We start from the raw sequence: 14,652 nt of genomic DNA, 5'->3' as shown, positions 1-14,652 counted from the left end.
CGCGTGGACTCGGTGGCGGGTGGGCCCCTGGGGCCGACATGAGCGGAGGGCCGCGCAACATCAGGTCATGGCGACAACGGCGCTACGGCCCGGTCCGAAGGTCCGCGACTGGCGGCCCCAGGGGCCCACCCGCCGCCGACCCGCGACACGCCTCCAGCCTAAGGCGGCGAACGCCGCTGAAGACATGCATTCGCGCTAGCGAATGACTCGATGCAATGCACGACGCAGCGAACGACGCCGCAAAAGTGCAAAGAACCCGGTCCTGCCGTGAAACCGGTTCTTCACGGCTCCGCTGCTAGCCTGCCTCGCGATCCTTCGCTTTGAAAAGGCAGGCACGCATGCTCGACTTCCTCGATCACCTTGGCGTGGACCACGCCACGCGGCTGGTCATCATCTCCTGGGCCATCCGCATCGGCATCGCGCTCGTCGCGTTGGTCATCGGTTTCTGGATCGCCGCCCGCGTGGCGAATGTCGGCAGGCGCGCCCTCGAGCGCGCGCACGTGGACGACACGCTCGCTGGCTTCCTGCGCAACGCCATCTACGGCCTGCTCATCGCCTTCCTCATCGTGCAGGTGATGGGCATGGCGGGGATCCCCACCGCCAGCTTCATCGCCGCCCTGGGCGCCGCCGGGCTGGCCATCGGCCTCGCGCTCAACAGCTCGCTGTCCAACCTCGCGTGGGGCGTGCTGCTCATCCTGTTCCGGCCCTACCGCATCGGCGATTACGTGCTGGTGGGCGGCGTGGAAGGCTCGGTGCAGAGCATCAACCTGATGCACACCTACATCATCACGCCCGATAACCGCGAAGCCATCGTGCCCAACGCCAAGGTGGGCGGCGACGCCATCATCAACTTCAACCGCCTGGGCAAGCGCCGCTTCGAGATCAAGGTGGGCATCGCCTACGACGACGACATCGGCCAGGCCATGGACATCATCCGCGGCCTGCTCGAGGCCGATCCGCGGATCATGAAGGACCCGGCCCCGGGCGTGTGGACCGACAGCCTCGGCGCCTCCAACATTACCCTCGTCACCCGCGGCTGGTGCGCGGTGGCCGACATGTACGGCGCCCAGACCACCCTGTTGCGCGAGATCAAGGACAAATTCGGGGCCGCCGGCATCACCATCCCCTCGTCCTCTACGGATATTCGCCTGCTCCCGGCGGAGTAGGAGCCCACTCCGTGGGCGACATCTTTTCGCCCCAACGCGCAGGCCCTGTGGCTTTTCGCGAAAAGATGTCGCCCACGGCGTGGGCTCCTACACCATCGGCGGGGACCCATTACCGCCTCGCAACACTGAAATCGCCCCAAACAACCGTTTGAATCGTGGGAATCTCCTCCCGAGGGATTACAATCGTCCGGTTGCGCCGCACCACGGCGCCCGACATTCCCCCGTTGGAGGGTCCGTCCGCCCTTCATCGTTGTTTTTGAGGAGGTTCCATGGCCGACGTCAAAGAAGCCCGCGTGCCCGATATCGGTGGCAAGCCGGTGCCCATCATCGAAATCATGGTCAAGGTCGGCGATACCGTCGAGAAAGACCAGAGCCTGGTCACGCTGGAGTCCGACAAGGCCACCATGGAAGTGCCGGCCCCGTTCGCCGGCGTTATCAAGGAAATCAAGGTCAAGGTCGGTGACGAGGTCAACGACAACGACGTGATCGCCCTGGTCGAGGCCGCGGGCGACGCCCCGGCCGCCCCGAAGCAGGACGAGAAGGCCGCCCCGGCCCCGGCCCCGGCCCCGGCAGCTGCCGCCCCGGCGCCCGCGCCCGCTCCGGCCGCCGCCAAGGCCGAGGCCCCCTCGGCCTCGAAGGCCTCGGCCGGCCCGGTCAACGTCACCGTCCCGGATATCGGCGGCAAGCCGGTGCCCATCATCGAAGTCATGGTCAAGGTCGGCGACACGGTCGAGAAAGACCAGAGCCTCATGACGCTCGAATCCGACAAGGCCACCATGGACATCCCGGCCCCGGCCGCGGGCGTCATCAAGGAACTGAAGGTCAAGGTCGGCGACGAAGTGAACGACGGCGACCTCATCGCCGTGATGGAAGGCGAGGGTGGTAGCGCCCCGGCCGCCGCGCCGGCCCCGGCGCCCGCCAAGGCCGAAGCCGCCCCGGCACCGTCGCCGGCGCCCGCCGCCGCACCCGCACCCGCCGCGTCGAAGTCCGACGCCCCCGCCGGTGGCGCGCCGCGCACCCCGCCGGTGTCGTTCGACGCCTCGGTGATCATGCCCGGCAACGCCCCCTACGCCAGCCCGGCCGTCCGCGCGTTCGCGCGCGAGCTCGGCGTCGACGTGGCCCAGGTGAAGGGCAGCGGCCGCGGTGGCCGCATCCAGCGCGAAGACATCACCGGTTACGTCAAGAACGTGATGACCTCTGGCGCGGCACCCGCTGCCGCCGGTGGCGCCGCGGGTGGCACCGGCCTCTCGCTGCTGCCGTGGCCCAAGGTCGATTTCTCGAAGTTCGGCGAGATCGAAGAAAAGCCGCTGGGCCGCATCCCGAAGATCTCGGCCGCCAACCTCGCGCGTAACTGGGCGGTCATCCCGCACGTCACGCAGTTCGAGGACGCCGACATCACCGAGATGGAAGCCTTCCGCAAGAAGCTCGGCGAAGAAAACAAGGATCTGAAGGTCACCCCGCTGGTGTTCCAGATCAAGGCGGTGGTCGCGGCGCTGAAGAAATTCCCCACCTTCAACGCGTCGCTCGACGCGGCGGGTGAAACGCTCACGCTGAAGAAGTACTACAACGTCGGCATCGCGGTGGATACGCCCGATGGCCTCGTCGTGCCGGTCATCCGCGACGCCGACAAGAAGGGCCTGCTCGAGCTCGCCGCCGAACTGGGCGAGATCTCGAAGAAGGCGCGCGACAAGAAGCTCACCGCCGCCGACATGCAGGGTGGCTGCTTCTCCATCTCCTCGCTCGGCGGCATCGGTGGCACGGCGTTCACGCCGATCATCAACGCGCCCGAGGTGGCCATCCTTGGCGTGTCCAAGGCCGCGATGAAGCCGGTGTGGAATGGCAAGGAGTTCGCACCGCGCCTCATGCTGCCGCTGTCGCTGTCGTACGACCACCGCGTCATCGACGGCGCGCTGGCCGCGCGTTTCGCCGTCTACCTGGCCCAGCAGCTCGGCGACATCCGCCGCCTGTTGCTCTGACGGGGGCCCGCGACCATGGCAAACACCATTGAACTGAAAGTGCCCGACCTCGGCGGCTCGCACGACGTGCCCGTCATCGAGATCCTCGTCAAGGCCGGCGATACCGTCGAGAAAGACCAGAGCCTCATCACGCTCGAATCCGACAAGGCCACGATGGACGTCCCCGCCTCGCAGGGCGGCAAGGTCGTCGACATCAAGGTGAAGGTCGGCGACGAAGTGAACGAAGGCACCGTCATCCTCACCATCGAAGCCGCCGAGGGCGGCGCCGACGCCAAGCCGGCGGCTGCCGACAAGGCAGCGGCGCCGAAGGCATCGGCCGACAAGGCCGTAGGCCAGGGCACGGTGTCCGAAGCCCCGGCGCACCCGGCGCCGTCGCCGGCACCGGCACCGCCGAAGCAGGAAGCGCCCAGCGCCGCCGCGCCGCAGGCCGCCGCCGCATCGGGCCGCAAGGCCGATATCGAATGCCAGCTCGTCGTGCTGGGCTCGGGCCCGGGCGGCTACACCGCCGCGTTCCGCGGTGCGGATGTCGGCCTCGATACTGTCCTCGTCGAGCGTTACGCGTCGCTCGGCGGCGTGTGCCTCAACGTGGGCTGCATTCCGTCCAAGGCCCTGCTGCACGCATCGGCCGTGATCGACGAAGCCAGCAGCATGGCCGAGCACGGCATCTCGTTCGGCTCGCCCAAGATCGACATCGACAAGCTGCGCAGCTTCAAGGAAAAGGTGGTCGGCAAGCTCACCGGCGGCCTCGCCCAGATGGCGAAGGCGCGCAAGGTGCGCACTGTCATCGGCACCGGCACGTTCATCTCGCCCAACGAGCTGGAAGTGGCCACTGCCGAGGGCAACAAGCTCATCCGCTTCGAGAACGCCATCATCGCCGCCGGTTCGCAGTCGGTGAAGCTGCCCTCGTTCCCGTGGGATGACGAGCGCATCATCGACTCCACCGGCGCGCTCGAGCTCAAGGACGTACCGAAGAAGATGCTCGTGGTGGGCGGTGGCATCATCGGCCTGGAAATGGCCACGGTGTACGCCTCGCTGGGTTCGGAAGTCACCGTGGTGGAGCTGGCCGACCAGCTCATCCCCGGTGCCGACGCCGACCTCATCAAGCCGCTGCAGCAGCGCATCGCCAAGCGTTACAAGGGCATCCACCTCAAGACCAAGGTCGTCGAGGCGAAGGCCACCAAGAAGGGCATCGAAGTCACCTTCGATGGCGAGAGCATCCCCGACACCAAGGTGTACGATCGCGTGCTCGTCTCCGTCGGCCGCGCGCCGAACGGTGGCAAGGTCGGCGCCGACAAGGCCGGCGTGCAGGTCACCGACCGCGGCTTCATCCCGGTCGACCGCCAGATGCGCACCAACGTGCCGCACATCTTCGCCATCGGCGACCTCGTCGGCCAGCCCATGCTGGCGCACAAGGCCACGCACGAAGCCAAGGTGGCCGCCGAGGTGGCCGCGGGGCAGAAGAGCTTCTTCGACGCACGCGTCATCCCCTCGGTGGCCTACACCGACCCGGAGATCGCCTGGGTCGGCGTCACCGAGCGGGAAGCGAAGGAAAAGGGCCTGAAGGTCGGCGTGGGCAAGTTCCCGTGGGCGGCCTCCGGCCGCGCCATCGGCATCGACCGCACCGAAGGCTTCACCAAGCTCATCTTCGATGAAGAAACCCACCGCATCGTCGGCGCCGGCATCGTCGGCGTCCACGCGGGCGACCTCATCAGCGAGCTGGCCCTGGCCATCGAAATGGGCTGCGAAGCCGGCGACATCGGCCGCACCGTGCACCCGCACCCCACGCTCGGCGAATCCGTCGGCATGGCGGCCGAGGTGTACGAAGGCACCATCACCGACCTGTACATCCCGAAGAAGAAGTAAGCGGTTGCGGCTGACGCCGCCATGCTCCATGCGCCTCCGGCGCAACCGCCGCGTTGTAGGAGCCCACCCTGTGGGCGACAGCTCTTAGCGATAAAGCAGCAGGCCCTGTTGCTTTATCGCAAAAAAACGGTCGCCCACGGGTGTGGGCTCCTACAGCCAGATCGCGTTCCAGTAGGGGTATTGGCCGGCGCGCTCGACGAGGCCAGCGCGCAACGGGTTCGCCACGATGTACCGCGCCGCGGTTTTCACGTCGTCATCCTTGCGCAGCGCCCGATCGTGGAATGCCTTCTGCCATAGCGGCGACGACCGTCCGGCCTGGCGGAACGCCTTTCGCACCATGCACTTCATTCGCTTCACCACCTTCGACAGATCCTCGTCGCCCAGTTCCACCAGCGCGTGGAAGTGGTCTGGCATCAGCACCCACGCCAGGCACGTCGCATCGCCCCATGTCTTCCGTGCATGGATCACCGCACACGCCCTGCGCGCGTCGCGGTAATCACGGAACACCGGCGCGCGGTTCCACGCGACGCAGGTGATGATGTACACGCGGCCAGGTTCAGAAACCCGCCCCCGCCGCAAAGCGGCATTTCCCGGTTGAATAGTCATCCCACGATCGTGTCGATCGCCGCCCACCCCCGGTATCAGCGCCCACCCCCGCTCCGTGTAGGAGCCCACACCTGCTCTGTGTAGGAGCCCACCCCTGTGGGCGACAGCTCTTCGCGACCAAGCCACAGGCCTTGCTGCTTTTCGCGCAAAGCTGTCGCCCACAGCGTGGGCTCCTACAGCGCGGCAGTTTCGCCCAGCACGGCAGTTGCGCCCAGCACGGCAGTTGCGCCCAACACGGCAGCTGCGCCGGAGGCGCCAAGGGCATGGCGGCGCAGCCGCAACCGAGGCATATCGCAAAGACCTGGGGGTTTATGGCATGGTCGGGCGATGCCAGCACCGCAGCCAGCCCACTACCTTCGTCGTCTCGGCACCTGGGATGCCGCGATGATCGTCATCGGCGGTGTCATCGGTGCGGGTATCTTCCGTACGCCGGCCGCCGTCGCCAAAAGCACCAGCTCGGGGATGGAGGTCATCATCCTCTGGACCCTGGGCGGCTTGCTCACCCTCGCGGGCGTGCTCTGTTACGCCGAACTGGGCGCGCGGCGGCCGCAGGCGGGCGGCACCTACGTGTACCTGCGCGAAGCCTTCGGCCAGCTGCCAGCCTTCCTGTTCGGCTGGACCATGGCGCTTATCAACTACCCCGGCAGCGTGGCCGCGGTGGCTACCACCTTCGCGGATTACGCCACGCGGGCCATCGGCTTGCCGCACGAGTGGGTAAAGCCCGTGGCGGTGGCGGCCATTGCCTTCATCGTGGCGGTGAACCTCTTCGGTATCCGCGCCGGCGCGTGGGTGCAGAACATCTTCACCGTGCTGAAGCTGGGCGCGGTGGCCATGCTCATCGCCGTGGGCCTTTACCTCGCGCGCGGCCATCTTGGCGTGGCGTTCGCGGAAGACCCCACGCACGACGTGCCGGCCAGCATGCTCATCGGCGCACTGCTGCCGGCGATGTTCGCCTACGGCGGCTTCCACTACCTCAACGACCTGGCCGGCGAAGTCCGCGATCCGCAGCGCACCCTGCCGCGCGCGCTGGGCCTGGGCATGGCCAGCGTCGTCGTGTGCTACGTGCTGGTGAACATCGCCTACATGGCGGGCCTCGGCCACGCCGGGCTCGCCGCCAGCACGGCGCCCGCCGCCGACCTGATGCGCCGCGTGTTCGGCGAATCGGGCGCCACGATCATCGCGGTGGGTATCGCGTGCTCCACGTTTGGTTACTGCAGCATCGCCATCGCCGGCGGCGCCCGCGTGCTGCAGGTGATGAGCGCCGACGGCATGTTCTTCCGCCCCATCGCCCGCATCGACGCGAAGACCGGCGCGCCGCAGATTGCGCTGCTGGCGCTGGGCGCGTGGGCCATCGCGCTGATCCTCTCGGGCAGCTTCGAGGCGCTGGTGGACTACACCACCGTCGGCGAATGGCTGTCGCACGCGTTCGGCATTGCGACCATCTTCTGGTACCGCCGCAAGCTGAAGGACGAGCCCTCGCCCTACCTCGTGCCCGGCTACCCATGGGTGCCGCTCATCTTCACCACGGTGGTGCTGTGCGTGATCGTCGCCACCGCCATCACCCAGCCGCAGAACGCCGGCATGAGCCTGCTCATCATCGCCATCGGCGTGCCGGTGTTCTTCCTGTGGCGCAAGCGCCTGGGCAAGAAAGCGTAACAACCGCGAACGTGTAGGAGCCCACCCTGTGGGCGACAGCTTTTCGCGACCACGCAACACGCCCGGGGGCGCAGCGCGAGAAGCGGTCGCCCACAGTGTGGGCTCCTACAAGTGCGGGCACGGCGGGCGAGCCTTTGTTCACGATGGCCATGGGAGTCTTGCCCGCATGCGCACATCACCCTGCCTGCTGCTGGCCCTCGCCACCTTCGCCGCCCATGGCGCCGCGGTGGACCTTGCCCACCCCACGGCGGCCGTGAAGCTCACGCCCACGGGCGCCACGCTCGACCCCACGGTGCGCAAGGCGGCCGATGGCAGCGAGCTGGTGGCGGTGACCTACCAGCCCGCCGCGGCGCCCACGCTGGCGCTTGCGCCCGCCTCGGGCACGTGGGCGTGGCCCGCGAGCGGCACGTTGCGGCTGAAGGTGCAGAACGGCATGCCCTGGCCGGTCACGCTGATCGTTGACGTGGCCTCGGGCGAGAAGCACCTGAAGGCCATCGTGGGCGTGAACCCCGGGCCGCCGCAGATGCTGTCGGTGCCGCTCACCGCCACCTCGCCGCGCGCGTTCGGCATGCAGGTGGGGCCGCCGATGCCCTTCAGTGAGGGGAAGGAAACGCGGCTCGTCGCATTGCAGACCGATGGCGCCATCGATGCGGCGAAGGTCACCGGCGTCAGCCTGTCGATGCCACAGCCGGGGGCGGCGCAGACGTTGCTGTTCGGCAAGGTGGATGTGGTGGAGGGGCAGGGTGATCTGAAAGCCGCCTACACGGGCATCGTGGATCAGTACGGGCAGTACACGCGGGGGACGTGGCCGGAGAAGGTTGATTCTGATGAGGCGCTCAAACGGGGTGTTATCGCGACCAAGGTCGCTCCCACAGGTGGGGCGGGGGCAGCGGCGGGGCTCGATAAGTATGGTGGGCGGACTGATATGCCTGCGATGCAGGCGTCGGGGTTCTTCCGCGTGCAGAAGCAGGGTGCGCGCTGGTGGCTCGTCACACCGGAAGGCCACGCCTTCTTCTCGCTGGGCGTGAATGCCGTGAACCACACCGATGGCCACACCTACGTGCAGGGCCGCGAGTTCATGTTCACCGGGCAGCCGCCTGCGACCGGGCCCTTCGTGGGTACGGGCGACAGCCGCAGCGACAACGGCTCGCAGCGCGACAACGGCATGAACCACGGGCGCTGGTGGGATGTGTACAGCAACAACCTGGCGCGCACGCTCGGCAATGACTTCGACGCAGGCTGGCGCAAGCGCACGCTCGATCGCCTGCAGGGCTGGCACTTCAACACGCTGGGCAACTGGAGCGACCCCGCCTTCGCCACCGACAAGCGCATGGCCTACACCGTGCCCATCCTCATCCGGGGCGATTTCAACACGGTAGGCACGGGCTACGATTACTGGGGCCGCATGCCCGATCCGTTCGATCCGCGCTTTGCAAAGGCGGCCCAGCAGGCCATCGCCAGCGCGACGAAGAGCAGCGCCAACGACCCGTGGCTACTCGGCTACTTCGCCGACAACGAACTCGCGTGGGCAGGGCAGGGCCCACAAGGCCGCTGGGCGCTCGCCACCGGCAGCCTGGCGCAGGGCCCGCAGAGCCCGGCGAAGCAGGCGTTCCTCGCCTACCTGAAGAAAACGCATGGCGATGTCGCCGCCTTTGCGAAAGCGTGGGGCATCAACGCAAGCCGTTGGGATGACATCGCCGCGCAGGGCTTCAAGGCGCCGGACCCGAACGAAGCCCACCCCGCCATCGCGGCGGACTACATCGCGTTCCTCAAGCTTTACGCCGGCCAGTACTTCCGCACCGTGGCCGAGACACTGAAGAAAGCCGACCCCCACCATCTCTTCCTCGGCGGCCGCCTGGCGGTGCGCACGCCGGAAGTCGAGGAGATGAGCGCGAAGTACACCGACGTCACCAGCATCAACACCTACGTGGACGTGCCGGAACACGGCTTCGACGTGGCCGAGTTCAAGCGCTGGGACAAGCCGGTGATGCTCACCGAGTTCCACTTCGGTTCGAACGACCGCGGCCCGTTCGGCAACGGCGTGGCGGCGGTGGCGAACGAGGGCGAGCGGGGCAAGGCCTACGCGCGCTTCGTCGATGCGGCAGCGGCCACCGGCATCGTCGTGGGCACGCACTGGTTCCAGTACGTCGACCAGCCGGTGACGGGGCGCGTGCTCGACGGCGAAAACGCACACATCGGCCTGGTTGGCATCACCGACATCCCGTTCGAAGGATTCACCCGCGCGGCAGCCGAAACGAACGCGCGGGTCGGCGGCGGCTCAGGCGGCGGGAGCCACCGCTAGCCCGGTGCGCGTGCCCGCCAGCACAGAGCGCCCAAAGGCGAAGGCCAGCGGCTCGGCCACGCCCACGAGGGCGCTGACCGCCACGTTCTGGTTCGCCGCGTAACTGAGGGAAAAGGCGATGCTGAAATGCGTCGCCACGAACTTGATCCTGCGCGCCATGGCCGCGTCCTCGAATAAGAATGACTCTCATTATGGGGACGGGGTGGGGCATGTCCAAGTGATCGTTTGGATCGCCCCGATAGGCCCACCCTATACCGGCACCCATGCGTCTACATGTAGGAGCGCACCCCTGTGCGCGAAGCACACGTGCGACGTTGCCGCGAAAGGCTGTCGCGCACGAGTGTGCGCTCCTACGGCGAGGCAGGCTTTTCAGCGGTGGATCGTCGTCCCCACCACCAGCGCCACCACCATCACCATGGCGACGGCCCAGCAGGCGCTGCTGGGTTTCACCCGGCGCGCATCGACGCGGGGTACCAGGCGCCAGATGAGGAAGGCGCCCACCAGCATGTCGACCACCAGGGCGGCGCGCATCCAGGGCAGGATGAAGATGGACTGGCCGGCCGCCTGGCCGTGCTGGGCGGCGATGACCAGGCCGCCGGTGAGCACCGCGATCAGCGCCCAAAGCAAGCTTGCGAAGTACGCGCGGTTGAACACCACCGCCGTTTTCTCCAGCCAGCGCAGCACGAAGAACACGATCACCGCGGGCACCACGGCGGCCGCGCTGGAATAGATGACCCACCAGATGGCAGCAGAGAACAACGTCAGCGTGGTCTGCACCGTCAGTAGCCCACGCCCGCGCGGGCCAGCGCCTTGCTCATCAGCCACGCCGGGCCGATCAGCAGGTATTGCAGGTCGGTGAGGAACGACGGGCGGCGCCCTTCGATCTTGTGGCCGATGAACTGGCCCACCCACGCCACGACGAACACCACGACGGCCAGCCACAGCAGGCCGCTGATGCCCAGGCCGCGGTAGAGCACGTCGGTGAGGAAGCCCAGCGCGACGAACGCGCCGGCCATGGCAATGCCGATGACCCGCGACAGCCGGTAGTAGTAGAAGCAGAACGCCAGGAACATGGCGAACACGGCCCAGAAGCCCGGCTTGCCGATGAACGTGGGCACGGGAATGAGCCACACGAAGGCCACCACCGTCCAGGTGATGGCCGGCACGCAGACCCAGTGGATCAGCCGGTTGGTTGGGTTCTGGTGGTCGCGGCTGTAGTTGCCGAACCAGGTTGCCGCATCACGCATGCCGTTACTCCCCCAGGGCGCTGGCCGGCCTTAGCCGAGGCGGATGCCCGCGAGCCGGTCCAGGGCCTCAGCATACTTCGCCGCCGTGCCTTCGATGACCTCGGCGGGCACCGCCGGCGCCGGCGGCTTCTTGTTCCATTGGATGCGCTCGAGGTAATCGCGGACGAACTGCTTGTCGTAGCTGGGCGGGCTGATGCCCACTTCGTACGAATCGGCGGGCCAGAACCGGGAGGAATCGGGGGTGAGCATCTCGTCCATGATGTGCAGCACGCCGTTTTCATCCGTGCCGAACTCGAACTTGGTGTCGGCGATGATGATGCCGCGCTCGGCCGCGTAGGCCACCGCGAACTGGTAGATGTCGAGCGTGGCCTTGCGCACGGCGTTGGCGAGGTCCTCACCCACCGCGGCCACTACCTCGTCGAAGCTCACGTTCATGTCCTTGCCACCCACTTCGGCCTTGGTCGACGGGGTGAAGATGGGCGCGGGCAGCTGCTGCGCCTGCTTTAGGCCCGGCGGCAGGGTGATGCCGCAGATGGCGCCGGTGGCCTGGTAGTCCTTCCAGCCCGAGCCGATGATGTAGCCGCGCGCGATGGCCTCGACCGGCACCGGCTTCAGGCGCTTGGTGACCACGGCGCGCTTCGCGTACAGCGCCGGGTCGACGCCCGCGGGCAGCACCGAGGCCACGTCATCGCCCGTGAGGTGGTTGGGGATGAGGTGGGCGGTCTTGTCGAACCAGAAGTTGGAGATCTGGGTGAGCATCTCGCCCTTGCCCGGGATCGGGTCGGGCAGCACCACGTCGAACGCCGAGAGCCGGTCGGTGGCCACCATGAGCAGGCGGTTGCCGGGCAGGGCGTACACATCGCGCACCTTGCCGCGGTGGACGAGTTCCAGGCCGGGCAGGTCGGATTGGCTCAGGGTGGTGGGCACGGGGCAGCTCCAAGAGGCGAGGAATCCCCCCATTGTACCGGCCCGCCCCCATGTAGGAGCGCGCTTGCGCGCGATGGGTACTTGCGACAACCCCATCGCCCGCAAGCGGGCTCCTACAGGAAAATGGGCCTGCTAGAATTTGGGGTTATCGCCCCAACTACCGTGCCATGCGCCTTTTAACGACCGCGGCCCTTGCCCTGGCCTTCACCGCCCCTGCCATCGCCGCACCGCCCGCGAAGCCGGCGCGGCTGGGCCTGTGCGCGGCGTGCCATGGCGAAACCGGGCAGGCGCGCATCCCCGGCGCCCCCAACCTGGCCGGGCAAAAGCCCGATTACCTGCGCGAAGCCCTGCGCCAGTACCGCGACGGCCGCCGCGACATCCCCGTGATGCGTGCCGCCGTGGGCCCCCTCTCCGATGCGGAGCTCGACCAGCTGGCCGAGTACTTCTCCGCCCAGACCCCCTCCAAGGGCGCTCAATGAATTTCTTCGGTGCACTCATCGGCTTCGCGCTGGGCATGTGGCTCACGCACAACCTGCTTGGCGGCCTCATCGGCGCCGCGCTCGGCTTCATGTTCGACGCCAGCCGCCAGCAGCAGCGCCGCCGCACGCCCGCCCAGGGTGGCTACCTGGCCCCGCTGTTCGCCCTCATCGGCGCCGTGGCCAAGGCCGACGGCCGCATCTCGGAATCCGAGATCGCCATCGCCGAGCGCCTCATGGCGCGGATGAACCTGGACCAGGAGCAGCGCCGCGAGGCCATCGACGCCTTCAACGAGGGCAAGCAGCCCGAATTCAACGCCACGGGCGTCATCGACGAACTGCGCCAGTGGGTGGGCCACCGCCGCGACCACGCGTTCCCGGTCATCGACGTGGTGATCGAAACCGTGCTGGCCGAAGGCGCCCCCTCGCCCGAGAAGATGGCCATCCTGCGCCAGCTGGCCTTCGCCCTGCGCGTGAGCGACATGGAGCTCATGGCCCTCATGGCCATGAAGGGCTACGCCTGGAACGGCCCGGCCGGCGGCCGCGGCCACGGTGGCGGCGGCTACGTGCCGCCGCAGCGCAACACCCAGGGCCCCGACCCGTACACCGTGCTCGGCATCCAGCGCGACGCCGACGAGCGCGCCATCAAGCGCGCCTACCGCAAGCTCATTTCCGAACACCACCCCGACCGCCTCGGCGACCTGCCCGACGACATGCGCCGCCGCGCCGAAAGCCGCGCCAGCGAAATCAACGCGGCCTACGAACGCATCAAGGCGGAAAAAGGCTTCAAATAACCCCCATCACGAGCCCGCCACCCCGTAGGAGCGCACCCTGTGCGCGATCGCAATCTTGTAGGAGCGCACCCTGTGCGCGATCGCCCACGGAGTGGGCTCCTACATGCCGCCGCCTCGAACCCATCAGGTAACCGACCATGGCCAAGCAGCCCCCCGTCATCGCCCCGTCCATCCTCTCCGCCGATTTCGCCCGCCTGGGCGACGACACGCGCAAGGTGCTCGATGCCGGCGCGCAGTGGGTGCACTTCGATGTCATGGATAACCACTACGTGCCCAACCTCACCATCGGCCCGATGGTGCTGAAGGCATTGCGCGATTTCGGCATCACCGAGCACATCGACGTGCACCTCATGGTGAAGCCCGTCGACCGCATCGTCCCTGACTTCGCCAAGGCCGGCGCCCGCAGCATCAGCTTCCACCCGGAGGCCAGCGAGCATGTCGACCGCACCATCCAGCTGATCAAGGACGAAGGCTGCGAAGCCGGCCTGGTGTTTAACCCGGCCACGCCGCTCGACTGGCTCGATTACGTCATGGACAAGATCGACATGGTGCTCATCATGTCGGTGAACCCCGGTTTTGGCGGGCAGAAGTTCATCCCCACGGCGCTGGACAAGATCCGCCACGTGCGCGAACGCATCGACGCCAGCGGCCGCGCCATTCGCCTCGAGGTGGATGGCGGCGTCAACGCCGACAACATCGGCGCCATCGCCGCGGCGGGTGCCGACACCTTCGTGGCGGGCTCGGCCATCTTCAACGCACCGGATTACGCCGATGTCATCCGCCGCATGCATGCGGCCATCGACAAGGGCTGAGCCCTCGGTCGATAAAGAAACTTTCACGTCGCAGAAAGCAAACCGAGGAGTACTGTAAAGGCCATCCCACCGTGTGACGGAGTGCACGCATGAAGGGAAGTGCCGCAGTCGCCGTCGTCGCAGCGAGCGTCGCGCTCGCCGCCTGCCACCGGGCCGACCGGCCCACGCCCCCGCCCGGGCAGGAGGTTACGGTCGCCCACATCCTGCAAGGATGCCCCGGTGGCCTCGAACGCCTGTTGCCGGGCGAGTACTACTTCTGCGAAGGCGCCTCGAACTACTGGGCCGGCTCCTACGGCCTCGCGCGCACCAACCTCGTGGACGCCGCCCGCTGGGCCGACAAGGATGCCCAGTTCGTGCTGGGCCTGTTCTATTTCAACGGCGACCATGTGCCGCAGGACCGCCCGCAAGGCGTCGCGTGGCTGGCGCTCGCCGCGGAGCGGCATCGCCCGGACATCGAGGCCACCTTCGTCGAGGCCTACCGCATGCTCACGCCGGCCGAAAAAAAGCAGGCCGACGCATGGTGGATGCAGATGAAGCCGCTTTACAGCGACGCCATCGCCGCCCCCCGTGCCGAAAAGCGCTTCGACCGCGGTTACCGCGAACTGCAGAGCGCCTCCCTGTTCGGCGGCATGATGTGGATCAGCGGGCTCTCACCCGACCTGGTCCAGGGCAGCACGCTGCAGCGCTGGCTGAAGACGCGGCGCGACAAGTTCTTCGAAGGTTACGAAACCCACGTGTGGGTGGGCGACGCGACGCTCGTACCGCTGGGCAGCGTGGCGCCACCCAAGGATGCGCCCGTGGACGGGGCACCGAAGTAATCCCTCTTT

14 protein-coding genes are annotated in these 14,652 nt (G+C 67.6%); 9 read left to right on the top strand and 5 right to left on the bottom strand.

What is annotated here, in order from left to right; translation table 11 throughout:
* The first annotated feature begins 338 nt into the window (after positions 1-338).
* From VI08_RS15595 to lpdA, 3 genes are all read left to right on the top strand, one after another.
* Complete coding sequence (locus VI08_RS15595) at positions 339-1,166, top strand: mechanosensitive ion channel family protein (protein WP_084621557.1); 828 nt, start codon at positions 339-341, stop codon at positions 1,164-1,166.
* A 269-nt stretch (positions 1,167-1,435) separates the two neighbouring features.
* On the top strand, positions 1,436-3,142 hold the full coding sequence (gene aceF, locus VI08_RS15590; protein ID WP_045830527.1) for a dihydrolipoyllysine-residue acetyltransferase: 1,707 nt from the start codon (positions 1,436-1,438) through the stop codon (positions 3,140-3,142).
* A gap of 15 nt (positions 3,143-3,157) precedes the next feature.
* Positions 3,158-5,005, top strand: coding sequence for a dihydrolipoyl dehydrogenase (lpdA, locus tag VI08_RS15585; RefSeq protein ID WP_045830526.1), 1,848 nt, complete (start codon positions 3,158-3,160; stop codon positions 5,003-5,005).
* Positions 5,006-5,155: 150 nt separating this feature from the next.
* Here lpdA and VI08_RS15580 read toward each other — a convergent pair whose 3' ends face one another.
* Positions 5,156-5,611 carry an REP-associated tyrosine transposase gene (locus VI08_RS15580; RefSeq protein ID WP_045830525.1) on the bottom strand — a complete coding sequence of 152 codons (456 nt, stop codon included), beginning with the start codon at positions 5,609-5,611 and terminating at the stop codon, positions 5,156-5,158.
* Positions 5,612-5,938: 327 nt separating this feature from the next.
* On the opposite strand from VI08_RS15580, the gene VI08_RS15575 reads away from it, so the two are divergent.
* Both VI08_RS15575 and VI08_RS15570 read left to right on the top strand, forming a co-directional pair.
* A complete protein-coding gene (locus tag VI08_RS15575; protein WP_045830524.1) occupies positions 5,939-7,267 on the top strand; it encodes an APC family permease in 1,329 nt (442 codons plus the stop codon).
* A 166-nt stretch (positions 7,268-7,433) separates the two neighbouring features.
* A complete protein-coding gene (locus VI08_RS15570) occupies positions 7,434-9,569 on the top strand; it encodes a beta-galactosidase (RefSeq protein ID WP_045830523.1) in 2,136 nt (711 codons plus the stop codon).
* On the opposite strand, the gene VI08_RS15565 is transcribed toward VI08_RS15570, so the two are convergent.
* The 4 genes from VI08_RS15565 to VI08_RS15550 all read right to left on the bottom strand — a co-directional run bounded on the left by VI08_RS15565 (position 9,546) and on the right by VI08_RS15550 (position 11,743).
* A complete protein-coding gene (locus tag VI08_RS15565) occupies positions 9,546-9,728 on the bottom strand; it encodes a DUF2061 domain-containing protein (protein WP_045830522.1) in 183 nt (60 codons plus the stop codon). The two genes, VI08_RS15570 and VI08_RS15565, sit on opposite strands and share 24 nt — an antisense overlap.
* A gap of 210 nt (positions 9,729-9,938) precedes the next feature.
* The gene (locus VI08_RS15560) at positions 9,939-10,346 is read right to left on the bottom strand and encodes a hypothetical protein (protein ID WP_045830521.1); all 408 of its coding nucleotides are present in this window, start codon (positions 10,344-10,346) and stop codon (positions 9,939-9,941) included.
* A gap of 2 nt (positions 10,347-10,348) precedes the next feature.
* Entirely contained in the window at positions 10,349-10,816 is a 468-nt protein-coding gene (locus VI08_RS15555) for a DUF962 domain-containing protein (protein ID WP_045830520.1), read from the bottom strand.
* A 30-nt stretch (positions 10,817-10,846) separates the two neighbouring features.
* A complete protein-coding gene (locus tag VI08_RS15550) occupies positions 10,847-11,743 on the bottom strand; it encodes a phosphoribosylaminoimidazolesuccinocarboxamide synthase (RefSeq protein WP_045830519.1) in 897 nt (298 codons plus the stop codon).
* A 167-nt stretch (positions 11,744-11,910) separates the two neighbouring features.
* Between VI08_RS15550 and VI08_RS15545 the strand changes: the two genes are divergently transcribed.
* The 4 genes from VI08_RS15545 to VI08_RS21025 all read left to right on the top strand — a co-directional run bounded on the left by VI08_RS15545 (position 11,911) and on the right by VI08_RS21025 (position 14,643).
* Entirely contained in the window at positions 11,911-12,222 is a 312-nt protein-coding gene (locus VI08_RS15545) for a c-type cytochrome (protein WP_045830518.1), read from the top strand.
* Positions 12,219-13,013, top strand: coding sequence for a co-chaperone DjlA (gene djlA, locus VI08_RS15540; RefSeq protein WP_045830517.1), 795 nt, complete (start codon positions 12,219-12,221; stop codon positions 13,011-13,013). Before VI08_RS15545 ends, djlA begins: the two co-directional genes overlap by 4 nt.
* Positions 13,014-13,150: 137 nt before the next feature.
* On the top strand, positions 13,151-13,825 hold the full coding sequence (rpe, locus tag VI08_RS15535) for a ribulose-phosphate 3-epimerase (RefSeq protein ID WP_045830516.1): 675 nt from the start codon (positions 13,151-13,153) through the stop codon (positions 13,823-13,825).
* Positions 13,826-13,914: 89 nt separating this feature from the next.
* Positions 13,915-14,643, top strand: coding sequence for an SEL1-like repeat protein (locus tag VI08_RS21025; RefSeq protein ID WP_052698003.1), 729 nt, complete (start codon positions 13,915-13,917; stop codon positions 14,641-14,643).
* Positions 14,644-14,652: the final 9 nt, after the last annotated feature.

The organism is Luteibacter yeojuensis, from assembly GCF_000964085.1.
Taxonomy (GTDB): domain Bacteria; phylum Pseudomonadota; class Gammaproteobacteria; order Xanthomonadales; family Rhodanobacteraceae; genus Luteibacter; species Luteibacter yeojuensis_A.
This window is presented reverse-complemented; position numbering and strand designations above follow the sequence as displayed.

Bases quoted from the DNA above. Each gene is read 5' to 3' on its own strand.
- VI08_RS15575 (WP_045830524.1), top strand. From the start codon at position 5,939: ATGCCAGCACCGCAGCCAGCCCACTACCTTCGTCGTCTCGGCACCTGG.
- VI08_RS15595 (WP_084621557.1), top strand. From the start codon at position 339: ATGCTCGACTTCCTCGATCACCTTGGCGTGGACCACGCCACGCGGCTG.
- djlA (WP_045830517.1), top strand. From the start codon at position 12,219: ATGAATTTCTTCGGTGCACTCATCGGCTTCGCGCTGGGCATGTGGCTC.
- VI08_RS21025 (WP_052698003.1), top strand. From the start codon at position 13,915: ATGAAGGGAAGTGCCGCAGTCGCCGTCGTCGCAGCGAGCGTCGCGCTC.
- lpdA (WP_045830526.1), top strand. From the start codon at position 3,158: ATGGCAAACACCATTGAACTGAAAGTGCCCGACCTCGGCGGCTCGCAC.
- VI08_RS15580 (WP_045830525.1), bottom strand. From the start codon at position 5,611: ATGACTATTCAACCGGGAAATGCCGCTTTGCGGCGGGGGCGGGTTTCT.
- VI08_RS15565 (WP_045830522.1), bottom strand. From the start codon at position 9,728: ATGGCGCGCAGGATCAAGTTCGTGGCGACGCATTTCAGCATCGCCTTT.
- aceF (WP_045830527.1), top strand. From the start codon at position 1,436: ATGGCCGACGTCAAAGAAGCCCGCGTGCCCGATATCGGTGGCAAGCCG.
- VI08_RS15555 (WP_045830520.1), bottom strand. From the start codon at position 10,816: ATGCGTGATGCGGCAACCTGGTTCGGCAACTACAGCCGCGACCACCAG.
- rpe (WP_045830516.1), top strand. From the start codon at position 13,151: ATGGCCAAGCAGCCCCCCGTCATCGCCCCGTCCATCCTCTCCGCCGAT.
- VI08_RS15545 (WP_045830518.1), top strand. From the start codon at position 11,911: ATGCGCCTTTTAACGACCGCGGCCCTTGCCCTGGCCTTCACCGCCCCT.
- VI08_RS15570 (WP_045830523.1), top strand. From the start codon at position 7,434: ATGCGCACATCACCCTGCCTGCTGCTGGCCCTCGCCACCTTCGCCGCC.